The sequence below is a fragment of the Pseudomonas sp. BP6 genome, from assembly GCF_017875935.1.
In the GTDB taxonomy this organism is placed as follows: Bacteria; Pseudomonadota; Gammaproteobacteria; order Pseudomonadales; family Pseudomonadaceae; genus Aquipseudomonas; species Aquipseudomonas putida_Y.
Map to the genome: position 1 here is coordinate 4,349,876 of NZ_JAGINI010000001.1, position 21,114 is coordinate 4,370,989.

Annotated in this window: 16 protein-coding genes; 3 read left to right on the top strand and 13 right to left on the bottom strand. The window is 61.7% G+C overall.

Features of this window, described 5'->3' with window-relative positions; all coding sequences use genetic code 11:
* Positions 1-20 precede the first annotated feature (20 nt).
* Positions 21-506 carry a sigma-70 family RNA polymerase sigma factor gene (locus J3A98_RS19740; RefSeq protein WP_003248496.1) on the bottom strand — a complete coding sequence of 162 codons (486 nt, stop codon included), beginning with the start codon at positions 504-506 and terminating at the stop codon, positions 21-23.
* Positions 507-1,013: 507 nt separating this feature from the next.
* Between J3A98_RS19740 and J3A98_RS19745 the strand changes: the two genes are divergently transcribed.
* Positions 1,014-2,177 (top strand): type III PLP-dependent enzyme, encoded by a 1,164-nt coding sequence (locus J3A98_RS19745; protein ID WP_021781787.1) that lies wholly within the window; start codon positions 1,014-1,016, stop codon positions 2,175-2,177.
* A 1,332-nt stretch (positions 2,178-3,509) separates the two neighbouring features.
* On the opposite strand, the gene J3A98_RS19750 is transcribed toward J3A98_RS19745, so the two are convergent.
* Both J3A98_RS19750 and J3A98_RS19755 read right to left on the bottom strand, forming a co-directional pair.
* Entirely contained in the window at positions 3,510-4,259 is a 750-nt protein-coding gene (locus J3A98_RS19750) for a tetratricopeptide repeat protein (RefSeq protein WP_209967910.1), read from the bottom strand.
* 3 nt (positions 4,260-4,262) lie between these two features.
* Positions 4,263-4,943 (bottom strand): Fe2+-dependent dioxygenase, encoded by a 681-nt coding sequence (locus J3A98_RS19755; protein ID WP_209967912.1) that lies wholly within the window; start codon positions 4,941-4,943, stop codon positions 4,263-4,265.
* Between the two features lie 221 nt (positions 4,944-5,164).
* Here J3A98_RS19755 and J3A98_RS19760 point away from each other — a divergent pair, with 221 nt between their 5' ends.
* Together J3A98_RS19760 and J3A98_RS19765 are read left to right on the top strand one after the other, a co-directional pair.
* Positions 5,165-7,408 (top strand): TonB-dependent siderophore receptor, encoded by a 2,244-nt coding sequence (locus J3A98_RS19760; RefSeq protein WP_209967914.1) that lies wholly within the window; start codon positions 5,165-5,167, stop codon positions 7,406-7,408.
* Between the two features lie 102 nt (positions 7,409-7,510).
* The gene (locus J3A98_RS19765; protein ID WP_176685832.1) at positions 7,511-10,066 is read left to right on the top strand and encodes a sulfite reductase flavoprotein subunit alpha; all 2,556 of its coding nucleotides are present in this window, start codon (positions 7,511-7,513) and stop codon (positions 10,064-10,066) included.
* 209 nt (positions 10,067-10,275) lie between these two features.
* On the opposite strand, the gene J3A98_RS19770 is transcribed toward J3A98_RS19765, so the two are convergent.
* From J3A98_RS19770 to rlmN, 10 genes are all read right to left on the bottom strand, one after another.
* Positions 10,276-11,067 carry an amidohydrolase gene (locus tag J3A98_RS19770; RefSeq protein WP_209967916.1) on the bottom strand — a complete coding sequence of 264 codons (792 nt, stop codon included), beginning with the start codon at positions 11,065-11,067 and terminating at the stop codon, positions 10,276-10,278.
* A complete protein-coding gene (locus J3A98_RS19775; protein ID WP_176685537.1) occupies positions 11,055-12,203 on the bottom strand; it encodes a pyridoxal phosphate-dependent aminotransferase in 1,149 nt (382 codons plus the stop codon). Before J3A98_RS19775 ends, J3A98_RS19770 begins: the two co-directional genes overlap by 13 nt.
* Positions 12,204-12,354: 151 nt before the next feature.
* Positions 12,355-13,818: a ribosome biogenesis GTPase Der gene (gene der / locus J3A98_RS19780; RefSeq protein ID WP_209967917.1), complete on the bottom strand. Its 1,464-nt coding sequence runs from the start codon at positions 13,816-13,818 to the stop codon at positions 12,355-12,357.
* A 113-nt stretch (positions 13,819-13,931) separates the two neighbouring features.
* Entirely contained in the window at positions 13,932-15,074 is a 1,143-nt protein-coding gene (gene bamB, locus J3A98_RS19785) for an outer membrane protein assembly factor BamB (RefSeq protein WP_021781779.1), read from the bottom strand.
* On the bottom strand, positions 15,075-15,716 hold the full coding sequence (locus tag J3A98_RS19790; protein ID WP_176685535.1) for a tetratricopeptide repeat protein: 642 nt from the start codon (positions 15,714-15,716) through the stop codon (positions 15,075-15,077). It lies immediately after the preceding gene.
* Between the two features lie 39 nt (positions 15,717-15,755).
* Entirely contained in the window at positions 15,756-17,045 is a 1,290-nt protein-coding gene (hisS, locus tag J3A98_RS19795) for a histidine--tRNA ligase (protein ID WP_003248516.1), read from the bottom strand.
* A gap of 25 nt (positions 17,046-17,070) precedes the next feature.
* Positions 17,071-18,180: a flavodoxin-dependent (E)-4-hydroxy-3-methylbut-2-enyl-diphosphate synthase gene (gene ispG, locus J3A98_RS19800; protein WP_021781776.1), complete on the bottom strand. Its 1,110-nt coding sequence runs from the start codon at positions 18,178-18,180 to the stop codon at positions 17,071-17,073.
* Between the two features lie 3 nt (positions 18,181-18,183).
* Positions 18,184-19,188: a RodZ domain-containing protein gene (locus tag J3A98_RS19805; protein WP_176685533.1), complete on the bottom strand. Its 1,005-nt coding sequence runs from the start codon at positions 19,186-19,188 to the stop codon at positions 18,184-18,186.
* Positions 19,185-19,943, bottom strand: coding sequence for a type IV pilus biogenesis/stability protein PilW (gene pilW, locus J3A98_RS19810; RefSeq protein WP_209967920.1), 759 nt, complete (start codon positions 19,941-19,943; stop codon positions 19,185-19,187). Before pilW ends, J3A98_RS19805 begins: the two co-directional genes overlap by 4 nt.
* 14 nt (positions 19,944-19,957) lie before the next feature.
* Complete coding sequence (gene rlmN / locus J3A98_RS19815) at positions 19,958-21,103, bottom strand: 23S rRNA (adenine(2503)-C(2))-methyltransferase RlmN (protein ID WP_021781773.1); 1,146 nt, start codon at positions 21,101-21,103, stop codon at positions 19,958-19,960.
* Positions 21,104-21,114 lie beyond the last annotated feature (11 nt).

Below are 21,114 nucleotides of genomic sequence, written 5' to 3' on the forward strand. Positions count from 1 at the left end.
CGAAAAGATCTCCTGACTCTTCATGCCGACACATCCAGGTGCTCACGCAGGTGCCGGAGCGTGCGGATCATATACTTTTCGACCATGTTCTTGCTCAACCCCATGCGCTCGGCAATCTCGGCCTGGGTCAGGCCTTCGAGCTTCTGCCAGATGAACACCTGCCGACAGTTGAGTGGCAGCTCGGCCAGGGCCCGCTCGACGCTGTCGGCCAGCTCCAGGGCATGCACGTAGGCTTCCGGGTCGCCACTGCCGGTTGCGCCTTCTTCGAAGGCTTCCCGCTCCAGCGCCTGGCGGCGGTCCTCGCGACGGAAGCCATCCACAGCGATGTTGCGCGCAGCCTGATGCAGGTAGGCGCGTGGCTGCTCAACCTGCTCGCGCGGGGTTTCCAGTACCCGGACAAAGGCATCATGGGTGAGGTCCTCGGCCTGCTGACGACTGCGCAGCTTGCGCGTCCAGGTGCCGATCAGCTCATGGTAGTGGTCGAGGAAGCCTTTGTGTCCGGACACGGTCGGGGGTCATCGGGGAGGCAGATAAGGGTGCGAATAGTAATGTTTCTCATCAAAAGCAGCAAATCCGCCAGTCGGTAACAAAAAATTTATGGGCGATTTCCTGTACGGGGGTACCAGGAAAATGTGGCCATAAATATGAACACCTCCGGCCCTTTCGCGGGCAAGCCCGCTCCCACATGGAACGCGTATCCCCTGTAGGAGCGGGCTTGACCGCAAAGGGCCCAACACGCTCCATTCCACAATTTTTTACGCTTGAAAGATCGCAGGGAACATCAGCCGGTCACACGAGTCGGTTATTCAAATGGCTGGTCGTCGATCCACGTCGATCACGCCCGGATTGCCTGTTGATTCTGCATTCTTCACGCCCTAAAGTGCGCGCCGAACGTCCATGCTGGAAACGATCCATCCGGCTCAAGTACTGAGTAGGCGAACCAAAGTGGGGATACGGAGGACGTTCAGTTTGCAGCCACTTAATCTTTCAGTTTGCCCATGGAGTCCCTGAGCATGTCGATCCAGGTCGAAGACTATTTCGCGCGTGAAACCTTCCAGAAAATGAAGGCGTTCGCTGACAAGCAGGAAACCCCGTTCGTACTCATCGACACCCAGATGATCAGCCAGGCGTATGACGACCTGCGCGCCGGTTTCGAATTCGCCAAGGTCTACTACGCGGTCAAGGCCAACCCGGCCGTGGAAATCATCGACCTGCTCAAAGAGAAAGGTTCGAGCTTCGACATCGCCTCGATCTACGAGCTGGACAAAGTACTGGGCCGCGGTGTCAGCGCCGACCGTATCAGCTACGGCAACACCATCAAGAAGTCCAAGGACATCCGCTACTTCTACGAGAAGGGCGTGCGCCTGTACGCCACCGACTCGGAAGCCGACCTGCGCAACATCGCCAAGGCCGCACCGGGCTCGAAAGTGTATGTACGCATTCTGACTGAAGGCTCCACCACTGCCGACTGGCCACTGTCCCGCAAGTTCGGCTGCCAGACCGACATGGCCATGGACCTGCTGATCCTCGCCCGCGATCTGGGCCTGGTGCCTTATGGCATCTCCTTCCACGTGGGTTCGCAGCAACGCGACATCAGCGTGTGGGACGCCGCCATCGCCAAGGTCAAGGTAATCTTCGAACGCCTGAAAGAAGAAGACGGCATCGAACTGAAGCTGATCAACATGGGTGGTGGCTTCCCGGCCAACTACATCACCCGTACCAACAGCCTGGAAACCTACGCCGAAGAAATCATCCGCTTCCTCAAGGAAGACTTCGGTGACGAACTGCCGGAAATCATCCTCGAGCCTGGCCGTTCGCTGATCGCCAACGCCGGCATCCTGGTCAGCGAAGTGGTGCTGGTCGCACGCAAGTCGCGTACCGCCGTCGAGCGCTGGATCTACACCGACGTAGGCAAGTTCTCCGGCCTGATCGAAACCATGGACGAAGCCATCAAGTTCCCGATCTGGACCGAGAAGAAAGGCGAAGCCGAAGAAGTGGTCATCGCCGGCCCGACCTGCGACAGTGCCGACATCATGTACGAGAACTACAAGTACGGGCTGCCGCTGAACCTGGCCATCGGTGACCGCCTGTACTGGCTGTCGACCGGCGCCTACACCACCAGCTACAGCGCAGTGGAATTCAACGGCTTCCCGCCGCTGAAGGCTTACTACCTGTAATGCACGACGGGGCCGAAAGGCCCCGTTTTCATGTGTGTGCTGTCGGTGCTGGCCTCATTGCGGGTAAACCGTACAACGGCCTGCCCCGAACCACAGATGCGTGTGTAGGAGCGGGTTTACCCGCGAATACGGTAGCGGCGGCAACGGTGAACGGAGGGTGGAAATTGGCCAGCAGGCCCGGCCTCTTCGCGGGTGAACCCGCTCCTACGACGGCCTGTGCCCAACCTCCAGTGTAGGAGCGGGTTTACCCGCGAATACGGTAGCGGCGGCAACGGTGAACGGCGGGTGGAAATTGGCCAGCAGGCCCGGCCTCTTCGCGGGTGAACCCGCTCCTACGACGGCCTGTGCCCAACCTCCAGTGTAGGAGCGGGTTTACCCGCGAATACGGTAGCGGCGGCAACGGTGAACGGCGGGTGGAGATTGGCCAGCAGGCCCGGCCTCTTCGCGGGTGAACCCGCTCCTACGACGGCCTGTGCCCAACCTCCAGTGTAGGAGCGGGTTTACCCGCGAATACGGTAGCGGCAGCAACGGTGAACGGCGGGTGGAAATTGGCCAGCAGGCCCGGCCTCTTCGCGGGTGAACCCGCTCCTACGACGGCCTGTGCCCAACCTCCAGTGTAGGAGCGGGTTTACCCGCGAATACGGTAGCGGCGGCAACGGTGAACGGCGGGTGGAAATTGGCCAGCAGGCCCGGCCTCTTCGCGGGTGAACCCGCTCCTACGACGGCCTGTGCCTAACCTCCAGTGTAGGAGCGGGTTTACCCGCGAATACGGTAGCGGCGGCAACGGTGAACGGCGGGTGGAAATTGGCCAGCAGGCCCGGCCTCTTCGCGGGTGAACCCGCTCCTACGACGGCCTGTGCCCAACCTCCAGTGTAGGAGCGGGTTTACCCGCGAATACGGTAGCGGCGGCAACGGTGAACGGCGGGTGGAAATTGGCCAGCAGGCCCGGCCTCTTCGCGGGTGAACCCGCTCCTACGACGGCCTGTGCCCAACCTCCAGTGTAGGAGCGGGTTTACCCGCGAATACGGTAGCGGCGGCAACGGTGAACGGCGGGTGGAAATTGGCCAGCAGGCCCGGCCTCTTCGCGGGTGAACCCGCTCCTACGACGGCCTGTGCCCAACCTCCAGTGTAGGAGCGGGTTTACCCGCGAATACGGTAGCGGCGGCAACGGTGAACGGCGGGTGGAAATTGGCCAGCAGGCCCGGCCTCTTCGCGGGTGAACCCGCTCCTACGACGGCCTGTGCCCAACCTCCAGTGTAGGAGCGGGTTTACCCGCGAATACGGTAGCGGCAACGGTGATCGGCCAGTGGAAATTGGCCGGCACAGTCAACCTCACTCACCACGCCGTTCGATCTCCTCAGCATAGCGCCCCGCAAAGGTCATGAGCGCCGGCCCCGCCTCCTGCAAGGTCACCAGCGCCGCACGCAGGAAGTTCATGTTGCCCTCGATCCGCGCCCGCTCCAGCCAAGGCGCGGCCTCAGCCACCTGCCCACGCTCGACCAGCACCAGCGCCAGGCTGAACATCCCGCGAAAATCCCCCGCCTCGGCCGAACGCCGATACCAGCGCACCGCCCGCGCCGGGCTGGGCGCCGTGGCAATGCCCTGCTCCAGGTAACGCCCATACAGGTTCATCGATTTGGCATGCCCCAGCTGCGCAGCCTTCTCGTAGCACATCAGTGCCTGCACCTGATTGACCGGCACCCCGCGTCCGGTCGCCAGAAGGTTGCCCAGGTTATACAGGCCCCAGTCCAAACCGGAATCGGCCGCACGGGCGTAGTGAACGGCAGCCTGCGCCAAACTCACCTCACCGCCCCAGCCATGCTCCAGGCATCGCCCGAGCATGTTGTGCGCCATGGCATTCCCCCCCTGTGCAGCGATACCGAACCAGCGCCGGGCGACGGTGGCATCCTGCTGGATGCCAAGCCCATCCAGCAGGATCTGGCCCAGCAGCAACTGCGCCTCGACCGCACCCTGCCCCGCTGCCGCCAGAATTGCCTGGGCGGCCTTGCCGGGAGATTCCTCGAGCATGGCCTGCAAGCCGGCCACATCCACCACTTCCTCACGCCGCAGCAGGTAGGACACGACTCAGACCTCAGCCCAGCGGCGCAGCAAGTTATGGTAGGTGCCCGTCAGTTGCAACAGCGAAGGATGGTCCGGCACATCGGCGGTCAGTTGCTGGATAGCGTTGTCCATCTCGAACAGCAGCGCCCGCTGGCTGTCATCGCGCACCAGGCTCTGGGTCCAGAAGAATGCGGCATAGCGTTGGCCACGGGTCACCGGGTTGACCTTGTGCAGGCTTGTGCCGGGGTACAGCACCATGTCACCAGCGGCCAGCTTGACCTGCTGCACGCCATAGGTGTCCTGGATCACCAGTTCACCGCCGTCGTAGCTTTCCGGGTCGCTGAGGAACAACGTGGAAGACAGGTCGGTACGCACCCGCTCCGGGCTGCCCTTGGGCTGGCGCAGGGCGTTGTCGATGTGGAAGCCGAAGTTGCCACCTTCGCGGTAGCAATTGATCAGCGGCGGGAACACCTTGTGCGGCAAGGCTGCCGACATGAAGCGCGGGGTTTTCCACAGGCGGTCGATCAGCGCAGTGCCGATTTCCTTGGCCAGCGCATGGCCTTCCGGCAGTTGCAGGTTGTGCTTGGCCTTGGCCGACTGATAACCCGCCGTAACCTTGCCATCGGCCCAGTCGGCCTGCTCCAGCGCCTCGCGAATACGGGCCAGCTCATCAGCGTCGAACAGGCCTGGGATGTGAAGCAGCATGGCAACAGCACCGTTGGGAAATGTAAAGGCGCAATGATATTGATTCCCTTTTGCGCTACACAAGCCCCATTCGCCGCTTAAGACGTTTCAGCTGCATGAAACCGTAAAGACAAATTGTAAAGATTGTAAATTCTTCACGAATGGTAACGACTCTCAATTGTTAGTCAAAATTGCTTACATTAAGATCCACCGCCTCGAAACCTTGGGGAAGGTCCTTACCAATGCGTCACTACGTGCCATCTGCTGTGAGCTCACAACGCCTGCTTGCGTCCGCCATCGGCGTTGCCATCTCTGCTGCATCGACTGCTCAGCTTGCATGTGCAGATGATCAGGCTGCTGATTCTGTCATTTCACTCGACGCGACCAGCGTCAACGCTGCACAGGATGTCACCAGCTACAAGACGGACACCGCCAGCTCGAAGAAGTACACCGCCCCGCTGCGTGAAACACCGAAGAGTGTCACGGTGATCCCTCAGCAAGTCATTCGTGACACAGGTGCGACTTCCTTGGTAGACGCCTTGCGCACAACCCCAGGCATCACTTTTGGCGCAGGCGAAGGCGGCAATCCCGCGGGTGACCGCCCTATCATTCGCGGCTTCAACGCCGAAAGTGACGTATTTGTCGATGGCATGCGCGATGTCGCATCCCAAAGCCGGGAGATCTTCAACGTCGAGTCCATTGAGGTCGCAAAAGGCCCTGGCTCCGCTTTTACCGGTGCTGGCTCGACGGGCGGGAGCCTCAACCTGGTCACCAAGACCGCAAAACTTGGCGATAGCTACAACGGTGGGTTCACTTGGGGTTCAGACCAGACCAAACGCACCACCCTGGACTTGAACAAGCAACTGACCGACACCTCTGCCTTTCGCTTGAACCTGATGAAGCACGAAGCCAACGTCGCCGGTCGTGACGATGTGGATGTGAGCCGTTGGGGGGTAGCACCGTCGTTCGCTTTTGGCTTGGGCACCGATACACGGGTCACAGTGGGTTACTACCACCTGAAAACCGACGATATGCCTGACTACGGCATCCCGCTGAACCGCAGCGCCACGCGCAGCAAATACAATGTAGATGGCCCGGCTCATGTTGACCGCGACAACTTCTACGGTTTGAACGGACGCGACTATCGCAAGACCAGCAACGACAGCGGCACGATCCGTATCGAACATGACCTGAACGAAAACCTGACACTGTCCAACAGCTTCCGCATGTCGCGCTCGACCCTCGACTACATCGTGACCAACCCGGATGACAGTAAAGGTAACGTCGCCAACGGTACGGTCTATCGCGCCACCAAGAACCGCAATTCGACGTCCAAAGGCTGGGTGAACCAGACCGACCTGAGTGCCAAGTTCAATACCGGCTTCATCGAGCATAGCCTGGTGACAGGCCTGGAGTTCACCTACAGCGACACGCATAACCGCGGGTATGTCGTCACCTCGGCCGCTGGCACAGGCACTGTTTGCACCCCCGCCTTGCTGGCTTCGGGCGACTGCACCAGCCTCTACGACCCATCCCCGGATGACGGCTGGTCTGGCACGATTACCGACAGCCAAGCCTTCACCGATACGAATACGAAAACCAGCGCTGCCTACGTATTTGACACACTGACTTTCAACGAACAGTGGTCGCTGAACCTTGGCCTGCGTTACGACGATTACCAGACCAAATCAAGCGGATACAGCACAGGTGGTCGTGGCTCGGTGGCGGGGGACTTCTCTCGCGAAAACAACGCGCATCTGTGGAACTACCAAGTTGGCGTAGTCTACAAGCCGTTGCCAAACGGCAGTATTTACGCTGCATGGTCGACCTCCAGCAACCCGTCGGGCGAAACCAGCGGCAATGGCGGCCTGGAGCTGGCGGCCAACAACAGCAACCTCGATCCAGAACGTAACCGCAACTACGAAATCGGCACGAAGTGGGACTTCTTCGACGATAACCTATCGTTGACCGCAGCCTTGTTCCGTACCGACAAAACCAACGCACGCGTCACCGATCCAGACAATGCCACTTATCAGGTGCTCGATGGCGAACAACGGGTCCAGGGTGTGGAGCTGACCTACTCGGGTAACCTGACCAGCAAGTGGAAGGTCTATGGCGGCTACACCTATATGGAAAGCGAGATCGTGAAAACCTCTACTGCAGCGAACGAAGGCAACCACATGCCTAGCACGCCGCGTAACAACTTCACGTTCTGGTCGACCTACGACATCATTCCGCAACTGACCGTCGGTGCTGGCGCGACTTTTGTCGACTCGCGCTTCGGTGACGAAGCCAACTCTGTCGAGGTGCCTTCCTACTGGCGCTATGACGCCATGGCTACCTATCGCCTGACGAAGAATGTCGACTTGCAGCTGAATGTGCAAAACCTGACCGACAAGCGTTACTTCGATCAAGTATTCGCTACGCATTACGCTCACGTAGCGCCTGGCCGTACTGCACTCATGAGTGCCAACTTCCACTTCTAATCAAGTCACCCCGAGCCCCGTTCATTCCCGTGAGCGGGGCTTTTGCGTATCAAGGCATAATGCACGCCGCGCAGGTCGCGGCAGCAACTCAAGGTGAGTAACGTGGTGAAGAAGACGCTGTTCCAATTGCACTGGTTCTTTGGCATCACCGCTGGCCTGGTGCTGGCCTTGATGGGCATTACCGGGGCGCTGTACTCGTTCCAGGAAGAACTGCTGCGCGCATTCAATGCCGATGTACTCAAGGTAGAAGTACGCGCCGAAGGCGTGCTGCCGCCGGCCGAGCTGGTTAAACGGGTCGAAGCCCAGCAGCACGACAAGGTGTCGATGCTGTGGGTCGACGTGCGTGAAGGCAACGCTGCACGTATCTTCTTCATGCCGGCACCGGGCGAACGCCGTGGCGAACTGCGCTATGCCGACCCGTACACCGGCGAACTCAAGGGTGAAGTGGCCGGGCAAGGCTTCTTCAACCTCATGCTCAAGCTGCACCGCTTCCTCGCCATAGGCGACACTGGCCGGCAAATCACCGGGGCCTGCACCTTGATGCTGGTGTTCTTCTGCCTGTCCGGCCTGTACCTGCGCTGGCCGCGCAAAGCGCTGGACTGGCGCACCTGGCTGACCTTCGACTGGGCCAAGAAAGGCCGCGCCTTCAACTGGGACCTGCACGCCGTGGCAGGTACCTGGTGCCTTCTGTTCTACCTTCTGTTCGCCCTGACCGGCCTGTTCTGGTCCTATGAGTGGTACCGCGAAGGCCTGAACAAGCTGCTGGCTGACGCGCCGGCTGCGGGCCAGCAGCAAAAACGTGGTGAAGGCCGTGGCCGGCACGGGCCGCAGAAAGTCGACCGGAATGCGCCACCGCTGGTGGTGGACTACGACGCCATCTGGGCCAACCTCAAGGACGCCGCGGGCCCAGGCCTTTCCACCTACAACCTGCGCCTGCCGCCCGCTGGCGGTCAGCCGGCCAACCTGTTCTACCTGCTCGACAACGCTGCCCACCCACGTGCCTTCAATACCCTGGTCCTGGACCCGGCCACTGGCCAGGTTAAAAAGCACGACCGCTACACCGACAAGTCCTTCAAGGCGCAACTGCTGCAGAGTGTTTACGCCTTGCATGTGGGCGAGTACTTCGGCTTGCCGGGGCGCATCATCGTCACCATCGCCAGCCTGACCATGCCGTTGTTCTTCGTCACTGGCTGGCTGCTGTACCTCGACCGTCGCCGCAAGAAACGTCAGGTGCGCGCAGCCCGTGGCAAGGTCGCCAACAGCAACGGCAATGGCGACGGTTGGCTGATCGGTTTTGCCAGCCAGAGTGGCTTTGCCGAGCAGTTGGCCTGGCAGAGTGCGAAGCAGCTACAGGCAGCTGGCCAGACAGTTCAGGTGCGCGCCCTTGCCGAGCTGGGTGAAAACGACCTGCGCCAGGCCCATCGCGCGCTCTTCGTGGTGAGTACCTTCGGCGACGGCGAAGCGCCCGACAGCGCTCGCGCCTTCGAGCGCAAGGTGCTCGGCCAGCCTTGGGCACTGAACAACCTCAACTATGCCCTGCTCGCCCTCGGTGATCGTCAGTACCCGCACTTCTGCGGTTTCGCTCGTCGTCTCCAGGCGTGGCTGGGGGAGCGCGGTGCCAGCAGTGCATTCAGCCCGGTGGAAGTGGACAACGCCGACCAGGCCGCCCTGCAGCAATGGCAGCAGGAACTGGCGCAACTGACCGGCGCCCAGCCGGTGGCCGCCTGGCAACCGCCAACCTTTGCCAACTGGTCGCTGGTGCGCCGCAAACTGCTCAACCCTGGCAGCCAAGGCCAACCGGTGTACCTGCTTGGCCTGCAGGCTGCAGAACCTGCAAGCTGGGAAGCCGGCGATCTGGTAGAGATACTGCCGCTGAATGGGCAGCCACGGATCGACGCGTTCCTCAAGGGCATGGCACTGGACGCCAACAGCCAGGTGCAGGTGAATGGCCTGAGCGAAACCCTTGCCCAGGCACTCGCTGGCCGCCAGTTGCCGATGCGCCGCGACCACCTGATCGGCTTGCAGCCGCAGGCACTGGTGGATGCACTGGTACCGATCGGCAGCCGCGAATACTCCATCGCCTCGATCGCCAGCGATGGTGTGCTGGAGCTGATCGTGCGCCAGGAACGCCACCCTGACGGCAACCTTGGCTTGGGCTCTGGCTGGCTGACCGAATACCTGCCAATGAATGGCACCCTGAGCCTGCGCCTGCGGCGTAACAGTGGCTTCCATCTGCCTGAGGCCGCTGCGCCGATGATCCTGATCGGCAACGGTACTGGCCTGGCAGGCCTTCGCAGCCTGTTGCGCGCGCGGGTCAATGCCGGTGAGCAGCGCAACTGGCTGTTGTTCGGCGAGCGTAATCGGGCGCATGACTTGCTGTGCGGCGATGAGCTGCAGGCTTGGCTGGACAACGGCGACCTGGCACGGCTGGACCTGGCGTTCTCGCGCGATCAGGCCGAGAAGGTGTATGTGCAGGACGTAATGCTGCAACAGGCCGAGGATTTCAAGCGCTGGGTGGCCGATGGGGCTTGCGTGTATGTCTGCGGCAGCCTGCAAGGCATGGCGGCTGGGGTGGATGCGGCGCTCAATCGCATGCTGGGTGAAGAAGCTGTACAGCAGTTGATCGAGGATGGGCGGTATCGGCGGGATGTGTATTGACCGGAAATCGATTCAACCAGCGCCGGCCTCTTCGCGGGTAAACCCGCTCCTACGACGGGCTGTGTCCAACCCCAGATGTGTGTCCACCACCGATCTGTGTAGGAGCGGGTTTACCCGCGAATACGGTGGCGGCGGCAACGGTGAAGGGCCAGGGAGATTGGCCACCAGGCCCTTTCGCGGGCAGGCCCGCGAAGAAGCCGGCGCTGCTGTCAGTGCAGCTCGAAGGTATCGGCATCCAGGTTGGCCGGGAACTTGGCCCGGTACGCCGCCAGTTCCGACGCGCTCAGTACTGCAGTAAACACCCCGTCCGCCTCCCCGGCACTGAGCAGGCTCTCACCCTGGAAATCCAGCACCTGGCTGTCACCAGAATAAGCAAAGCCTTTACCGTCCGTGCCCACCCGGTTCACCGCCGCCACATAGCACAGGTTTTCGATGCCCCGCGCCGGCAGCAGACGGTTCCAGTGCTGGCGGCGCGCGGCCGGCCAGTTGGCGGTATACAGCAGCAGGTCAGTGTCCTGGGCGTCGCGGCTCCACACCGGGAAGCGCAGGTCGTAGCAGATCAGCGGGCGAATCCGCCAGCCCTTGACCTCGAACTGCACCTGCCGCTCGCCTGGGGTGTAATGTTTGTGCTCACCGGCCATGCGGAACAGGTGGCGTTTGTCGTAGTGCAGAATCTCGCCGTCCGGCCGCGCCCACAACAGGCGGTTGCGGTGGCTGCCATCGGCCGCCTGGATGATCACACTGCCGGTAATCACCGCGTTGTGCTTCTTTGCCTGGGCCTTCAACCATTTGTAGGTCGGACCGTTCTCCGGCTCGCACAGGCTTTCCGACTGCATCGAAAAGCCGGTGGTGAACATTTCCGGCAGGATCACCAAGTCCACCTCGCCCACCTGCTCCAGCAGCACCTCGAAATGTGCGTAGTTGGCCTCGCGGTCGTGCCAGGCCAGGGTGGTTTGCACCAGGGCGACTTTCAGGTTCGGCAGTGTACTCAAATCGCGCATAGTCTTTCCGCTGCCTGACGCAGCGTCTCCTCTCGTTTGGCAAAGCACAGGCGCACCAGGCGTTGCTCGGGGATGGGTTGCTGGTAGAACACCGATACCGGGATGGTCGCCACGCCGTGCTCACGCGTCAGCCACAGCGACATGTCGACGTCGTTCAGGTCCGGGCGGATTTGCGAATAGTCCACCAGTTGGAAATAAGTGCCCGTCGTGCGGGTAAAGTTGAAACGCGAGCCTCCCAGCAAACCGCAGAACAGGTCGCGCTTGGCCTGGTAAAAGGCCGGCAACTCATCAATATGCTCGGGGTGCTCGGCCATGAAATCGGCCAAGGCACACTGCAGCGGCGTCACCCCACAGAAGTTGACGTACTGGTGCACTTTGCGCAGCTCGGCGCTCAGGGCAGGCGGTGCGATCACGTACCCGGTCTTCCAGCCGGTAACGTGGTACGTCTTGCCGAACGAACTGACCACGAAGGCACGCGAGTACAACTGCTCATGGGCCAGCACGCTGGCGTGGCGTACGCCGTCGTAGACCAGGTGCTCGTACACTTCATCGCTGACCAGGTAGATATCGCGGTCGGCAATAAGCGCGGCCAGCTGGTCGAGGTCTTCGCGAGTGATCAGCGCGCCGCTGGGGTTGTGTGGCGAGTTGAGGATGACCATGCGCGTGCGCGGGCTCAAGGCATCGCTGAATTTCTGCCAGTCGATACGGAAGGTGCCGTCGCTCAACTGCACATGAACACAGCGGCCACCGGCCAGCTCCACCGACGGCTCGTAACTGTCGTAGCAGGGGTCGAAGACGATCACTTCGTCACCGGCATGTACCACCGCCTGGATGGCACAGAAAATAGCCTCGGTGGCGCCGGGGGTGATAGTCACTTCCTGATCGGCATCCACCCTGGCCCCATACAGCCGCTCGACCTTGGCCGCTACCTGCTGGCGCAAGGCCGGCAGGCCGGTCATCGGCGAATACTGGTTATGCCCGGCAGCCACGTGCCGGCCCACTGCATCAAGCAGGGCCTGCGGGCCATTGAAGTCAGGAAAACCCTGGGACAGGTTGAGCGCGCCAGCCTGCACGGCGAGCTGGGACATGGTGGTGAAGATGGTCGTGCCGACATTCGGCAGTTTGCTGCGGATCATGGAGCCCTCTTTCCTGGGGTATATCCGGCACGGGGTGGAGTCCGAGCATAGCGGATCGAGCGGTCAGGAAAAAGGTTGAAACAATAGGGGGATTGCTCTGGATCAAGGGGCGTCTGTGGGGGCGGCTTTGCCCGCCCCCACATGGGGCGACTTAGCGCTTGTCGCGACGCTTCTTCTCGGCCTTCTTGTGGTGCGACATCAGGCGGCGTTTCTTGTTGACCTGGCGATCGGTAAGGGTGTTCTTCTTGCCCTCGTACGGGTTCTCACCACCCTTGTACTCAATACGGATCGGCGTACCGACCAGCTTGAGCACCCGGCGATAGGTGTTTTCCAGGTAACGCGAGTACGACTTGGGAATGCTGTCGGTCTGGTTGCCGTGGATCACGATCAGCGGCGGGTTGGCACCGCCGAGGTGGGCATAGCGCAGCTTGATGCGGCGACCATTGACCATCGGCGGCTGGTGCTCGCTCACGGCATCTTCGAGAATCTGCGTCAGGCGGCTGGTCGGCCAGCGCGTGACCGCGGACTGGAACGCAGCCTGTACCGACTTGTACAAGTTGCCCACGCCCGTGCCATGCAGCGCGGAAATGAAGTGGATGTCGGCGAAGTCGACGAAGAACAGCCGGCGCTCCAGCTCGGTCTTCACGTAGGCGCGCTCACCCGGCTCCATGCCATCCCACTTGTTCAGGGCAATGACGATGGCGCGACCGGCTTCAAGGGCGAAGCCCAGCAGGTTCAGGTCATGGTCGACCACACCTTCGCGGGCATCCATGACGAAGATGACGACGTTGGCGTCCTTGATCGCCTGCAGCGTCTTCACTACCGAGAACTTCTCGACTTCCTCGTGGATCTTGCCCCGCTTGCGCACCCCGGCGGTGTCGATGAAGGTGTACTTCTCGCCATCGCGCTCGAACGGGATGTAGATACTGTCACGGGTGGTGCCTGGCTCGTCGTAGACCACCACACGCTCTTCGCCGAGCATGCGGTTGACCAGCGTCGACTTGCCAACGTTCGGGCGACCGATGATGGCGATCTTGATGCCATCCTTCTCGCTTGGGCCAGGAATGCGCACGGCTTCCTCACCTTCAGCGACGTCCTGGTCGAGGGCTTCCTCTTCGGCATCGCGCGGCAAGTGGCCGAGCACGGCTTCCATCAGGGCACTGATACCACGGCCCTGGGAGCCCGCCACCGGGATGGCGTTACCCATGCCCATTGGCGAGAATTCGGCGCGGGCAACGTCGGGGTCGATGTTGTCGATCTTGTTGGCAACCAGGATCGCCGACTTGTTCCGCTTGCGCAGGTGCTCGGCGATCATCTGGTCGGCTGCGGTCATGCCCGCACGGGCATCAACCAGGAACAGCACGTAGTCGGCTTCTTCGATGGCCATGAGCGACTGCTCGGCCATTTTCTCGTCCATGCCCACTTCGTCACCGGTGATACCACCGGTGTCGATCAGGATGAAGGAGCGACCCTGCCAGCTGGCATCACCATACTGGCGGTCACGGGTCAGGCCCGACAGGTCACCGACGATGGCATCGCGGGTCTTGGTCAGGCGGTTGAACATGGTGGATTTGCCGACGTTCGGGCGGCCCACCAGGGCAATTACGGGAACCATCGGCTCTCCACTCTCGAATTCTTGAAAATGCAAAGGCCGCTGCAAGGCAGCGGCCGGAGTACGGGCGGCGCGTACGCCGCGACTTGAAGCCGGTCAAGGCTTCAAGCATAGCTTCAGCGGATGGTCAGTGCCTCGAGCTTGCCGCTGTTGCCAAAGACATAGATGGTGTCGCCGACCACAAGCGGGCGGGCGCGCAGGCCATCGCTGTCGATGCGCTCACGGCCGACGAAACGACCATCGACCTGGCTGAGCAAGTGCAGGTAACCTTCGAAGTCCCCTACCGCTACGTAGCTGGAGAACACTTCAGGCGCGGTCAGTTGGCGACGCGCCATCGAGTCGTTGGTCCACAGGGCACTGGAAGAACGCTCATCGATACCCTCGACCGAGCCAGAAGCCTCGCTCACATAGACGTTACCGAAGCCCTGGGCGACACCCACGTAGCTGGAGGCATCGCGCTGCCACAGCTCGCGGCCGCTTTCCAGGTCCAGGCCAGCAACGCGCCCCTGGTAAGTGCTGACGTACAAGATACCACCGGACAGCAGCAGGCCGCCGTCAATGTCGACCACACGGTCCAGCTCGGAACGGCCCTGCGGGATGGCCACGCGGCTTTCCCACACCGGCACACCATTGTTGATGTCCACCGCTACAACCTTGCCGGTAGACAGGCCGGCAACTGCCAGGCGGTTGGTGGCGATTGGCGCACCGGTGCCACGCAGCGTCAGCACGGCCGGGGAGTTCTCGTAGATCCAACGGCGGTCGCCAGTGGCGGCATCCAGGCCAATCAGGCGGTCGTCCTGGGTCTGTACCACCACCACGTCACCGTTGTTGGCAGGCGGGGCCAGCACTTCGCTGGTCACGCGCGAGCGCCAACGCTCCTCACCGGTGCTGGAGTCCAGGGCAATGACTTCACCCTTGAGGGTACCGAGCATGACCAGGCCGTAGCCCACGCCAACTGCGCCGGAAACCTTCAGCTCCAGGTCCTTCTTCCACACCACGTCACCGGTGATGCGATCAAGGGCATAGACTTCGCCGTTGACGTCGGAAGCGTAGATGCGGTCGTTCTCGATGGCCGGGACCAGGGTGTTGTAGGTTTCACCCTGGCCGTCACCGATCGAACGGCTCCACTGCTTCTTCAGCACCACTTCCTCGGTGAACTTGGTCAGCTCGGCCGGGGGCAGTTCCTTCTTGCTGTTGCTGCTGCAACCCGCGGCCAGTACGGCCAGGGTCAGCACTGCTGCATGTTTCCAACCGATCACTTACGCGTCCCCTTTAGCCAGGTCATCCAGCTTCAATTGCAAGCCACCGACCGCCGCGTCATCGGACAGCGCGGCCTTGGCTTTTTCGTAAGCGCTGTGTGCGTCGTCGGCGCGACCCAGCTGAACCAGCAGGTCACCCTTCAACTCTTCACGGCTGGCCAGAAAAGCTTTGTCGGCGTCGCCGTCGAGCAGCTTCAGGGCATCTTCGGCCTTGTTCTGGGCTGCCAGTACACGCGCCAGACGCTGACGCGAAATCTCGCCCAGGGTGACGTCGGCCGGATTGTCCAGCACGCTTTTCAGCTCCGCTGCGGCGTCATCGAGCTTGCCGCTGTCGACCGCGACCTTGGCCACGAACAGGCTGCCGTACTGGGCGTAAGCGGTGCCGCCAAACTCGCTCTTGAGCTTGCCGGCCAGCTCCGCGACCTTGGTGGTGTCCGGCTGGCCGGTCGGTGTCAGGCTGGTTTCAATCAACGCCTGATACAACTGCGAGGCACCTTGCGACTGGTTGTTCTGGTACTTGTGCCAGGTATTCCAGCCCAACACCACCACGCCAGCCAGCAATGCGCCGGTCAGCAGCGGCTTGCCGTTGCGGCTCCACCAGTCCTTGATCCCTGCCAGGTCATCATCATCGGTACTCGACACCCCAATACTCCTTTTCGCCTATTCGCTTGTTGAACCGCGTTACGCCTGCGCGATCGCGGTTTCCAGGTGCTCTGCAAGAGCATCCCAGGCAATGTTCTGTTGTTCGCCCTGGCCGCGCAGGGGCTTCAAGCCGATTTCTTGCTTGGCCAGCTCGTCGTCGCCGAGGATCAGGGCGAACAGTGCACCGCTCTTGTCGGCTTTCTTGAACTGGCTCTTGAAGCTGCCACCACCGGCGTTGACGGCCAGGCGCAGGCCCGGCAAGCGGTCGCGCAGGCCTTCGGACAGGCGCAGGCCGGCCAGCTCCGCCTGCTCGCCAAAGGCGCACAGGTACACGTCGATCTGGCGGCTGATGGACTCCGGCACTTTGCCCAGGGTTTCCAACAGCAGGATCAGGCGCTCGATGCCCATGGCGAAACCAACGCCAGTGGTCGGCTTGCCACCCATCTGTTCGACCAGGCCGTCGTAACGGCCACCCGCGCACACTGTGCCCTGGGCGCCGAGCTTGTCGGTTACCCACTCGAACACGGTCTTGCTGTAATAGTCCAGGCCACGTACCAGCTTGGTGTTGATCACGAACGGAATACCGGCGGCATCCAGGCGGGCCTTGAGGCCCTCGAAGTGCACGCGCGATTCTTCGTCCAGGTAGTCTTCCAGCTTCGGCGCGCCGACCAGCACCGCCTGGGTGTTCTGGTCCTTGCTGTCGAGGATGCGCAGCGGGTTGCTCTTCAGGCGACGCTGGCTGTCTTCGTCCAACTGCTCCAGACGCGCCGAAAGGAACTCGACCAGCGCGTCACGGTAGCGTGCGCGGGCTTCACTGGTGCCCAGGCTGTTGAGCTCGAGCTTGACCGCGTCCTGGATGCCCAGCAGGCCCCACAGGCGCCAGGTCAACATGATCAGCTCGGCATCGATGTCCGGGCCGTCCAGGTTGAACACTTCCACGCCAATCTGATGGAACTGACGGTAACGGCCCTTCTGCGGACGCTCGTGGCGGAACATCTGGCCGATGTACCACAGCTTCTGCACCTGACCGTTGCCGGTGATGCCGTGCTCGAGCACCGCTCGCACGCAGGCAGCGGTGCCTTCAGGACGCAGGGTCAGCGAATCGCCGTTGCGGTCCTCGAAGGTGTACATCTCTTTTTCGACGATGTCGGTCACTTCACCGATCGAGCGTTTGAACAGCTCGGTGAACTCGACGATCGGCGTGCGGATCTGGCTGTACCCGTAGGTGTCCAGCAGACCGGCCACGGTGCCTTCGAAGTAGCGCCACAGCGGCGACTGTTCTGGCAGGATGTCGTTCATGCCACGAATGGCTTGCAGCGATTTGCTCACGAAAAGTCCTTACGAATTCGGTGTGTCAGCCACGGACGATCAGCGCCGCGTCGGCTTCGGCCTTTTCGGCCGCTTTCTGGCGGATGAGCTTTTCCAGCTCATCGACCAGGTTGTCATTGGTCAGTTTCTGGGCAGGCTTGCCGTCGATGTAGATCAGGTTCGGCGTGCCGCCGGTCAACCCAACATGGGCTTCCTTGGCTTCACCCGGACCGTTGACCACGCAACCAATCACCGCCACATCCAGCGGCACCAGCAGGTCTTCCAGACGCCCTTCCAGCTCGTTCATGGTCTTGACCACATCGAAGTTCTGCCGCGAGCAGCTCGGGCAGGCGATGAAGTTGATACCACGCGAACGCAGATGCAGCGACTTGAGGATGTCGTAGCCGACTTTCACTTCTTCGACCGGGTCGGCCGCCAGCGAGATACGGATGGTATCGCCAATACCTTCGGCCAGCAGCATACCGAGGCCGACGGCGGACTTCACCGTCCCCGAGCGCAGGCCGCCGGCTTCAGTGATGCCCAGATGCAGCGGCTGTACGATCTGTTTGGCCAACAGGCGGTAGGCTTCGACAGCCATGAACACGTCCGAGGCCTTGACGCTGACCTTGAAGTCCTGGAAATCCAGGCGGTCGAGATGCTCGACGTGACGCAGGGCCGACTCGACCAGCGCAGCCGGGGTCGGTTCGCCGTACTTCTTCTGCAGGTCTTTTTCCAGCGAACCGGCGTTGACCCCGATACGAATCGGAATGCCACGGTCGCGGGCGGCATCGACCACGGCGCGCACACGGTCTTCACGGCCGATGTTGCCCGGGTTGATACGCAGGCAATCAACACCCAGCTCGGCAACGCGCAATGCGATCTTGTAGTCGAAATGGATGTCGGCGACCAGCGGCACGCTGACCAGTTGCTTGATCTTGCCAAAAGCTTCGGCCGCGTCCATGTCCGGCACCGAGACCCGCACGATGTCCACGCCGGCATCGACCAGACGCTGGATTTGCGCCACGGTGGCAGCGACATCGTTGGTGTCGGTGTTGGTCATGCTCTGCACCGCGATGGGCGCATCACCGCCCACCGGCACATTGCCAACCCAGATTTTGCGGGATTCGCGACGCTTGATCGGAGATTCGCCGTGCATGACTTACTGTCCCAACTTCAGGCGAGCAGTCTCGCCACTGGTGAACGGAGCAACATCGACGGCCTGGCCGTTGTAGCTGACCTGGGCGCCCCGGGCAAAGCCCAGGCGTACCGAGAAAGGCGGCTTGCCGGTCAGCTCGAGGTTGTCCCCCTTGCGCTTGATGGCGCTGAACAGCACCTTGCCGTTGCCGTCGCTGACCTGGGTCCAGCAATCGGCGGTGAACTGAATGGCGACCTTGGCACTGCCAGTCGGCACCGCGGCAGGCTCAGCGGCGGCCGGTGCAGGTGCAGCAGCGGCCTGTACCGGGGGCGTAACCGGAGCAGGCGAAGCAGCAGGTGCGGGTTGCGCAGGCGCTTGCTGTGCCGGAGCAGGCGCTGCGGCAATGGCTGGCTCCGAGCTTACCGGCGCCTGTTCAGCGGCAGCAGGCTGCTCGGCAGCGCCTTGCTCCAGCGCCAGCGGTGCACTTTCAGCTTGCTGGCCAACGGAAACGGCCTGGTCTTCAGGCTCATCGAGCGGGTGAATCTGTGTCGTGCCGTCGGCGCTTTCGACCTCGACGTGCTCCAGGGCAATCTTGGCCAGCTCCTTGCCCCGCAGGCTGCCCTGGTCCTGCCACCAGAAAAAGCCACCACCGACAACAGCCACCAGCAACAACAGGCTGACGCCGCGCAGGATGTTGTGCGACAGCCGCACAGGCTCTTCGATACGGCCCAGCGAATGCACGTCGCTGCCTTTGGCGTGGGTACCGGTGTAGCGGTCGAAGGCATCTACCAGGGCGGCCTGGTCGAGGTCCATCAACTTGGCGTAGGCACGAATGTAGCCACGAGCGAAAGTATGCCCGGGCAGCTTGTCGAAGGCGCCGGTTTCCACATGGTTCAACGAACTGACAGTGAGGTTGAGCTTGCGGGCCACCTCGGCTTGAGACCAGTCCCGTTTCTCACGGGCCAGGCGCAAAAGCTCACCGGGGTTCTGGCCAGGCGCTACTGCTACTTCGGGATGCGCGGCGTTCATCGTTGCTCCGACAGGTATTGCTGGTATTCCGGCGTACCGGGATAAAGTCGTTGTAATTGCTGGCCCAATTCGGCCAGTGCGCCCTGCTCGTCGAACCCCCTGGCAAGGCGGCTGCCCAGCAGCAGGCTACGGGCGTCGTGGTCGCTCAACTGGCTGAAACGATCGTAGTAGTCCCGGGCCGGCACATAATGCCTGTTTTCGTAGGACAACTCAGCCATTTCCAGCAACGCTTTTGGTTGGTGCTGGTTGAGTTGTAACGCTTTCAACAGATACGCGTGCGCCTGATCGCGGCGTTCGAGCTTCAGGGCGGTCAGGCCCAGATTTTCGTACACGCGTGAGCGCTCAGGATACAGGGTATCGGCACTGGCCAGGCGAAACATCTGCTTGGCCTCGGCAAATCGCCCCTGAGCATAAAGGAAACTGCCGTAATTGTTGCGAATTCGCGTGTCACCGCGACTTATCAGCAAGGCCTTGCGAAAGTGTGCTTCGGCCAGCGCCGGCTCACCTTCGGCTTGAAACACTACCGCCAGTGCCGCGTGCGCGTCGACATCCTGGTCATCCAGTGCCAGGGCCTTGCCCAGCGGCGCCTTGGCCTGTTCGGTCAAACCTTGTTGCAAATAACCCAAGCCAAGCTGTACATAAGCCCGCCCCGCCTCCACTCTGCCCTGGCGGCTGGCCAAGGGGTCGCTCGCGCCGCCTGACACGCAGCCGGCCAGCAGCGAAAGCGCAAGGATCGACGCGGCGCGCAGGCTCATGGGCAAGGTACCTGTCAGTGGCTGGCGGCGCTGTCTGGCAGTTCGACGTCCGCAGAAAGCTGGCGAACAGCGATATAGCGCTCACTGCGGCGGGTACGGTCATTGACCTGACCGACCAGTTGGCCACAGGCAGCGTCGATGTCGTCGCCGCGCGTGGTACGGGTGGTGACGTTGAAGCCACCGTGGTGCAGCAGATCCTGGAAGCGACGAATGGCGTTGTTGCTTGGTCGCTCGTAGCCCGAATGCGGGAACGGGTTGAACGGGATCAGGTTGATCTTGCAGGGTACATCGCGCAACAGTTCGATCATCTGCGCGGCATGCTCGGGTTGGTCGTTGACGTCCTTGAGCAGAGTGTACTCGATGGTGAGCACGCGCTTGCCGCCCAAGGTGGACATGTAGCCCATGCACGATTCCAGCAGCATCTTCAGCGGGTACTTCTTGTTGATCGGCACCAGCTTGTTGCGCAGTTCGTCGTTCGGCGCGTGCAGCGACAGGGCCAGCGACACGTCGATGTGCTTGGCCAGCTCGTCGATCATCGGCACCACGCCCGAGGTGGACAAGGTGACACGACGCTTGGAAATGCCATAGCCAAGGTCATCCATCATGATTTTCATGGCGGCAATGACGTTGTCAAAGTTCAGCAAGGGCTCGCCCATGCCCATCATGACCACGTTGGTAATCGCGCGGTCGACTTTGGCAGGAACGGTCCCGAAGGATTTGTTGGCAAGCCACACCTGGCCGATCACTTCGGCGGCGGTAAGGTTGCTGTTGAAGCCTTGCTTGCCGGTGGAGCAGAAGCTGCAGTCCAGGGCACAGCCGGCTTGCGACGATACGCAGAGGGTGCCGCGGTCGTCGGTTGGAATATAGACGGTCTCGACGCAGCTGCCGGAGGCAACGCGGATCACCCATTTGCGGGTGCCGTCGGCGGAAATGTCTTCACTGACCACTTCCGGCGGGCGAATCTCGGCAACGGCCTCGAGCTTTTCGCGCAAGACCTTGCCTACGTTGGTCATGGCCGCAAAGTCGGACACGCCAAAATGGTGAATCCATTTCATCACCTGGCCGGCACGGAAGCGCTTCTCCCCGATAGAGTCGAAGAATTGTTCCATTTCCGGCTGGGTCAGACCCAACAGGTTGATTTTGCCAGTAGATGTCGTCATGGATTCACCCT

What these genes read in the sequence shown, in the direction of transcription:
- ispG (WP_021781776.1), bottom strand. Translation starts at nt 18,180, where the DNA reads ATGCACGGCGAATCTCCGATCAAGCGTCGCGAATCCCGCAAAATCTGG.
- J3A98_RS19805 (WP_176685533.1), bottom strand. Translation starts at nt 19,188, where the DNA reads ATGAACGCCGCGCATCCCGAAGTAGCAGTAGCGCCTGGCCAGAACCCC.
- J3A98_RS19745 (WP_021781787.1), top strand. Translation starts at nt 1,014, where the DNA reads ATGTCGATCCAGGTCGAAGACTATTTCGCGCGTGAAACCTTCCAGAAA.
- rlmN (WP_021781773.1), bottom strand. Translation starts at nt 21,103, where the DNA reads ATGACGACATCTACTGGCAAAATCAACCTGTTGGGTCTGACCCAGCCG.
- J3A98_RS19770 (WP_209967916.1), bottom strand. Translation starts at nt 11,067, where the DNA reads ATGCGCGATTTGAGTACACTGCCGAACCTGAAAGTCGCCCTGGTGCAA.
- J3A98_RS19755 (WP_209967912.1), bottom strand. Translation starts at nt 4,943, where the DNA reads ATGCTGCTTCACATCCCAGGCCTGTTCGACGCTGATGAGCTGGCCCGT.
- pilW (WP_209967920.1), bottom strand. Translation starts at nt 19,943, where the DNA reads ATGAGCCTGCGCGCCGCGTCGATCCTTGCGCTTTCGCTGCTGGCCGGC.
- der (WP_209967917.1), bottom strand. Translation starts at nt 13,818, where the DNA reads ATGGTTCCCGTAATTGCCCTGGTGGGCCGCCCGAACGTCGGCAAATCC.
- J3A98_RS19775 (WP_176685537.1), bottom strand. Translation starts at nt 12,203, where the DNA reads ATGATCCGCAGCAAACTGCCGAATGTCGGCACGACCATCTTCACCACC.
- J3A98_RS19760 (WP_209967914.1), top strand. Translation starts at nt 5,165, where the DNA reads ATGCGTCACTACGTGCCATCTGCTGTGAGCTCACAACGCCTGCTTGCG.